This window comes from Kitasatospora sp. NPDC004723, assembly GCF_040609255.1.
Taxonomy (GTDB): Bacteria; Actinomycetota; Actinomycetes; order Streptomycetales; family Streptomycetaceae; genus Kitasatospora.
In genome coordinates, this window is sequence record NZ_JBEXJT010000076.1 from 21,106 (window position 1) to 24,603 (window position 3,498).

At 75.2% G+C, this 3,498-nt stretch carries 4 protein-coding genes; 2 read left to right on the plus strand and 2 right to left on the minus strand.

The window, feature by feature from the left end; genetic code table 11:
- Window positions 1–126: 126 nt before the first annotated feature.
- Window positions 127–303 (plus strand): hypothetical protein, encoded by a 177-nt coding sequence (locus ABZW10_RS37615; RefSeq protein ID WP_355375859.1) that lies wholly within the window; start codon window positions 127–129, stop codon window positions 301–303.
- A 203-nt stretch (window positions 304–506) separates the two neighbouring features.
- Here the strand turns inward: ABZW10_RS37615 and ABZW10_RS37620 are convergent, their stop codons facing one another.
- Window positions 507–1,343 (minus strand): class I SAM-dependent methyltransferase, encoded by an 837-nt coding sequence (locus ABZW10_RS37620; RefSeq protein ID WP_355375862.1) that lies wholly within the window; start codon window positions 1,341–1,343, stop codon window positions 507–509.
- A 118-nt stretch (window positions 1,344–1,461) separates the two neighbouring features.
- On the minus strand, window positions 1,462–2,355 hold the full coding sequence (locus ABZW10_RS37625) for a fused MFS/spermidine synthase (protein ID WP_355375865.1): 894 nt from the start codon (window positions 2,353–2,355) through the stop codon (window positions 1,462–1,464).
- A gap of 106 nt (window positions 2,356–2,461) precedes the next feature.
- Here ABZW10_RS37625 and ABZW10_RS37630 point away from each other — a divergent pair, with 106 nt between their 5' ends.
- Window positions 2,462–3,421 carry an alpha/beta hydrolase gene (locus tag ABZW10_RS37630; RefSeq protein WP_355375868.1) on the plus strand — a complete coding sequence of 320 codons (960 nt, stop codon included), beginning with the start codon at window positions 2,462–2,464 and terminating at the stop codon, window positions 3,419–3,421.
- Window positions 3,422–3,498 lie beyond the last annotated feature (77 nt).

Sequence of the window (3,498 nt, forward strand, 5' to 3'; positions counted from 1 at the left end):
GGCCCCCCCCGTCCCCCACCCTCTTCCCCCCCCCCCCCACCGCCCCCCCCCCCCCCCCCGCCCGGGCCGCCCGGCCCCCGCGCACCGCGTGCCCGGGACGGCCCGTCCACCACAGTGAGGACCGACATGAACCGGTACCGAGCGCTCTCCAACGCCTGCTTCGCCACGGCCCTGACCGCGGCCGTCATCGCCGTGGCCGGCTCGTTCCTGTCCGGGCGAGCGTACGGGGCTCCCGGTTTCTGGACCGCCACCGGTTTCGCGCTCGTCGCATGGGGCGCCGAGCGCCGTGCGAACCGATCCTGACGGGGTGATCGGACAGGGAGCGCCTCTGCACCTCGTGGCGTTTCCCGCATCCTGGCGAGAGGCCCATCTTCATGTGACGGCCGGGATTGGCCCGGCCGTTGGTTCCGTGCAGGGCCACCGTCCCAGAGCGAACGTGCACAATCTCCTGAACTCCGGCCGGCCGGAAGCCGCGATGCTCCACCGGGGTGGGTGCTCCTGCTCGTCTATGCCGGTTCGGGGCCTTCGGCGAAGTTCAGGACCGTGACCGAGGGGCGGTGGGCGGCCAGCCAGGGGGCGGTCAGGGCCAGGGGCAGGAGGGCGCCGAGGAGACCGCGTCCGCCCGTCGGGCGGACGTCGCGGACGGCCGTCACCGCCGGGCTCGCGGTGCGGAGCTTGTCGCGTTCGCCGGCGTCCATCGCCCAGGGCATGGCGGGCACCCGGTAGGCGGCGGTACGCATCTTCCCGCTCATGGTGAGCCGTGCGAACCAGCGCGGTACGGCGTCCACGACCATGGAGCCGCCGGGGAACCGGTCCGCACAGCCCGCGATCAGGGCTTTCACCTCGGCCGGGGGCAGGTACATGCACAGGCCCTGCGTAGTGACCAGGACCGCGCGGTCGCGGTCGACCTCGTCGGCCCACCGCAGGTCGGTGGCATCGGCCGCCAGATAGCGCCGGCGCGGGCCGGGCGGCAGGAGGCGCTCGCGCAGGGCCACCATTTCGGGGAGGTCCACGGTGAGCCAGTGGGCGCGGCCGTTGTCGACGCGCCAGTACTGCGTCTCCAGGCCCTCGCCCAGGCAGACCACCGTGCCGCGTGGCTCCCGGGCCAGGAAGTCCGCCACTTCACGGTCGAAGCAGGCCACCCGCAGCGCCTGGAACTGGGACTGGGAGCCGCTCGTGCCGAACCGCTCGGCGAAGGGGAAGTCGATCCGCTCGACCAGGTCCACCGCCTTCGGGTCGCGGAGCACGGCATCGGGCCGGCGGGCCTCGACGGCTCGCTGCCAGAGCGTCCACAGCGCCGTCTCGGGCACCGCCGACAGCTCCGGCCGCTCCACGCTGCTCATCTCTCGCTCGCTTCCTCGGACGTGGCGGGCGTCCCCCGCGCGGACCCGCCGATTCTGACACCGGGGGGCGTGCGGACGGCGGTGCCCACGGTTCGGCGCGCCGCGGCGACCGAGCGGCTCAGCCGACGCTGAAGGCACCGTCCGGGGGCGGCGGGGAGTCGGTGGCGGTGGCGTCGGTGACCGGCGCCGTGCGGGCGGCGAAGGCCGCGAGGTCGGCGCCCTCGGTGAGCCGGGCCGGGAAGATGTCCCCGGCGAGGCGGCGGCCGAGGTCGGCGACCGGCAGCGGGGCGGCCGAGCCGACCAGCAGGATGTTGCCGTACCGGCGCCCGCGCAGCACCGGTGCCTCGGCGATCAGGCAGGTCTGCGGGAAGACGGCGCGCAGCGTCGCCGCCTGGGCGCGGGCGAAGGCGAGCGGCGGGCCGTCGGCGAGGTTCGCCGCGTAGCAGCCGCCGGGGCGCAGCGCGGCCGCCGCCAGCCGCAGGAACTCCACCGAGGTGAGGTGTCCGGGGGTCCGCGAGCCGTGGAAGACGTCGGCGACGACGAGGTCCAGCGAGCCGGGCGCGGCCTGCGCGGCGGCCGCGAGGGCGGCGCGGGCGTCCCCCACCTCGGCGGTGATGTCGACGCCGGGCCCCTGCCACGGCAGGTGCTGCTCGACCAGGGCGAGCAACGGCCCGTCCACGTCCACCACGCGCTGGCGCGAGCCGGGGCGGGTGGCGGCCAGGTAGCGGGGCACCGTCAGCGCGCCGCCGCCCAGGTGGAGGGCGTGCAGCGGGCGGCCGGGCTCCGCGAGCGCGTCGACCAGGTGGCCGAGGCGCCGGGTGTACTCGAACTCCAGGTGGGTCGGGTCGCCGAGGTCGACGTAGGACTGCGGGGTGTCGTCGAGGGTCAGCAGCCAGCCGCCGTCGTGGTCGATGTCGGGGAGGAGCTTCGCCTGCCCGAGGTCGGTGCGCCGCGCCACCGGCAGGGGTTCGCCGGCCGGGGACGGGGTGGGTGGTTCGGGCGTCTCGGGCATGTCCGCAGCATAGGCGCCCGGCCCGAGTCGCCGTCACGCCGGAGGCTACCGGCCGGTATCGTCGTGCTGTCCCGAGATTCCGAGCAGAGAGTGGGTGCCCGTGGCCATGGAGTTCCGCGAAGACATCCTCGGCGCCCCCTACGAGGCCGCCGAGCTGCCGCTGCGGCCGGACGACGAGGGCGAGGTCTCGGCGACCCTGGTGCGCCGGCTGGTCCCCGGCTCGCAGCAGGCCGTGCTGTACATCCACGGCTACAACGACTACTGGTTCCAGACCCACCTCGCCGACCACTACACCGCCGCGGGCTTCTCCTTCTACGCGCTCGACCTGCGCAAGTACGGCCGTTCGCTGCGCCCGCACCAGTCGCCGAACTTCGTGCGCGACCTCGCGACGTACGACGAGGAGCTGGACGAGGCGGTGCGGATCATCCGGCAGTTGGACGGGCACACCCGGCTGCTGGTCAACGGCCACTCCACCGGCGGGCTGATCGCCGCCCTGTGGGCCGGGCGCCGCACCGGGCGGGGCCTGGTCGACGGCCTGTTCCTCAACAGCCCGTTCCTCTCCATGCCGGCCGCCCCCGCCGTCCGCACGCTCGGCGCCCCGGCGCTGGACGCGATCGGCCGCCTGGCGCCCACCCGGGTGCTGCCCTCGGCGCTCAACCCGCACTACGTGCACAGCCTGCACCGCGACTTCCGCGGCGAGTGGGACTTCGACCTGAGGCTCAAGCCGGCCGAGGGCGTGCCGCTGTTCGCCGGCTGGCTGGCCGCCGTCCAGCGCGGCCACCGGGAGCTGCGGCGCGGGCTCGGGATCGACGTGCCGGTGCTGCTGATGGCCTCCACCGCCTCCATCTCCACCACCCGCTGGCACGCCGCCCTGCACCACGCGGACGCGGTGCTGCGCGCCGACGACATCGCGGCCGCCGGTCCGCACCTGGGCCGCCATGTGACGATCGTGCGGATCAAGGGCGGCATGCACGACCTCGTGCTGTCCGCGGAGACGGCCCGCACCCGGGTGTTCGCCGAACTCGACCGCTGGCTCGGGGCGTACTTCCCACTCCCCGTGCACTGAACCGTCCGCACCGCCGCGGGGGGCCGGGGGCGCGCCGCCCGGCGTCGAAGCGGTCGGTGAACCAGCCGCTGGCGACG

What these genes read in the sequence shown, in the direction of transcription:
- ABZW10_RS37615 (WP_355375859.1), top strand. Translation starts at nt 127, where the DNA reads ATGAACCGGTACCGAGCGCTCTCCAACGCCTGCTTCGCCACGGCCCTG.
- ABZW10_RS37620 (WP_355375862.1), bottom strand. Translation starts at nt 1,343, where the DNA reads ATGAGCAGCGTGGAGCGGCCGGAGCTGTCGGCGGTGCCCGAGACGGCG.
- ABZW10_RS37625 (WP_355375865.1), bottom strand. Translation starts at nt 2,355, where the DNA reads ATGCCCGAGACGCCCGAACCACCCACCCCGTCCCCGGCCGGCGAACCC.
- ABZW10_RS37630 (WP_355375868.1), top strand. Translation starts at nt 2,462, where the DNA reads ATGGAGTTCCGCGAAGACATCCTCGGCGCCCCCTACGAGGCCGCCGAG.